A 2292-nucleotide genomic window follows, 5' to 3' on the forward strand; every position below is an offset into this window, starting at 1 on the left:
CGCCGGAGACTGCCGGGCAGGGGCGCCGGGAGGTGGACGGGCAGGCCCGCTCAGGCCAGGGCGACCAGGTCCGCGTAGTCCCGGCCCCACAGGTCCTCCACGCCGTCCGGCAGCAGGATGATGCGCTCCGGCTGGAGGGCGTCCGCGGCGCCCTCGTCGTGCGTCACGAGGACCACCGCGCCCGTGAAGGTGCGCAGCGCGCCGAGGATCTCCTCCCGGCTGGCCGGGTCCAGGTTGTTGGTCGGCTCGTCCAGCAGCAGCACGTTCGCCGAGGAGACCACCAGCGTGGCGAGCGCCAGCCGGGTCTTCTCCCCGCCGGAGAGCACGCCGGCGGGCTTGTCGACGTCGTCGCCGGAGAACAGGAAGGAGCCGAGCACCTTGCGGACCTCGACCAGGTCCATGCCCGGCGCGGCGGAGCGCATGTTCTCCAGGACCGTGCGCTCGGGGTCGAGCGTCTCGTGTTCCTGGGCGTAGTAGCCCAGCTTGAGCCCGTGGCCGGGGCGCACCTCGCCGGTGTCCGGCTCCTCCACTCCGGCGAGCAGGCGCAGCAGCGTCGTCTTGCCGGCGCCGTTGAGGCCGAGGATGACCACCCGTGAGCCGCGGTCGACCGCCAGGTCCACGTCGGTGAAGATCTCCAGCGAACCGTAGGACTTCGACAGCCCCTCGGCGGTGAGCGGCGTCCGGCCGCAGGGGGCCGGGTCGGGGAAGCGCAGCTTGGCGACCTTGTCACCGCGGCGCTGCTCGTCCAGGCCGGCCAGCAGCTTCTCGGCCCTGCGCGCCATGTTCTGGGCGGCCACGGCCTTGGTGGCTTTGGCACGCATCTTGTCGGCCTGGGCGTTCAGCGTCGCCGCCTTCTTCTCGGCGTTCGCCCGTTCGCGCTTGCGGCGCTTCTCGTCCGCCTCACGCTGCGTCAGGTACTGCTTCCAGCCCATGTTGTACTGGTCGATCTGCGAGCGGTTGGCGTCCAGGTAGAACACCTTGTTGACGACCGTCTCGACCAGGTTGATGTCGTGGGAGATGACCACGAGCCCGCCGCGGTACGTCTTCAGGAAGTCCCGCAGCCAGACGACGGAGTCGGCGTCGAGGTGGTTCGTCGGCTCGTCGAGCAGCAGGGTGTCGGCGTCCGAGAAGAGGATGCGGGCCAGCTCGACCCGGCGCCGCTGACCGCCCGAGAGGGTGTGCAGCGGCTGGGCGAGCACCCGGTCGGGCAGGCCCAGGCTGGCGGCGATGGTCGCGGCCTCGGCTTCCGCCGCGTAGCCGCCCTTGGTGAGGAACTCCGTCTCGAGCCGCTCGTACTTGCGCATCGCGCGCTCGCGGGTGGCGCCTTGGCCGTTGGACATGCGCTGTTCGTTCTCACGCATCTTGCGGATCACGCTGTCCAGGCCGCGGGCGGACAGGATGCGGTCGCTGGCCAGCACCTCCAGGTCGCCGGTGCGCGGGTCCTGCGGCAGGTAGCCGACCTCCCCGCTGCGGCTGATGGTGCCGCCGGCGGGTACGCCCTCCCCGGCGAGGCACTTGGTGAGGGTGGTCTTGCCGGCGCCGTTGCGGCCGACGAGGCCGATGCGGTCGCCGCGGGCGATGCGGAAGCTGGCGGCCTCGATGAGGACCCGGGCGCCGGCGCGCAGCTCCAGGCCGGAGACGGTGATCACGGAAAACTCCTGGCAGGGACGAACGTACGGGACAGGGGGCGGGCACGCCGCTGGGCCGGGACGGCGCCTTCGCGGGGGCCGTGCGCCGGTGGACGTTCGTCGTCAGCTAATGGGTGAGAGGAGTTGCCATACCTCCAGTCTAACGGCGTACGGCGCCCGGTATTCCGGGCCGGCGACGACGCTCCCGCCCGCGGGCCGGCCGGCCCGCGAGGGTCAGCCGTCCCCGGTGTGCACCTGGAACGCCGCCCGCCGGACGGCCTTCGCCAGCGCGGGGTCCGGGTGGGCGGCGGCCAGCGCCACCAGTACCTGCACGGTCCTGGGATGGCCGGTGGCGCGCACCTCCTCCAGCAGCCGGGGCACCGAGTTCTGCGCCGCCGACTCCAGGTGGTCCACGAGCAGCTGCGACTCCCCGTGGTCGGCGACCGCCGCGGCCGTGTCGACCCACAGCCAGGTGGCCTCCTCACGGGTCAGTACGCCGCCGGCTCCCCCGGTGAGCTCCTCGGGGTCGGCGCCCTCGAGTTCGGCCAGCCACAGCAGCGCGTACGGGCGCAGGCCCGACTCCTGGGCCACGGCCCGCACCGCGCTCTCCGCCGGCGCCCCGACCACCCGCAGCGCCTCGAAGGCGAGCGCCCGGATGAGCGCG

1 protein-coding gene and 1 pseudogene are annotated in these 2292 nt (G+C 72.9%); both read right to left on the reverse strand.

Annotated features, from left to right (window positions below):
* Positions 1-50: 50 nt before the first annotated feature.
* On the reverse strand, positions 51-1649 hold the full coding sequence (locus tag ACYVE9_RS23570; RefSeq protein WP_461029905.1) for an ABC-F family ATP-binding cassette domain-containing protein: 1599 nt from the start codon (positions 1647-1649) through the stop codon (positions 51-53).
* A gap of 213 nt (positions 1650-1862) precedes the next feature.
* Positions 1863-2292, reverse strand: a pseudogene (locus ACYVE9_RS23575) (hypothetical protein); the annotation flags it as partial.

This window comes from Streptomyces sparsus (genome assembly GCF_054776295.1).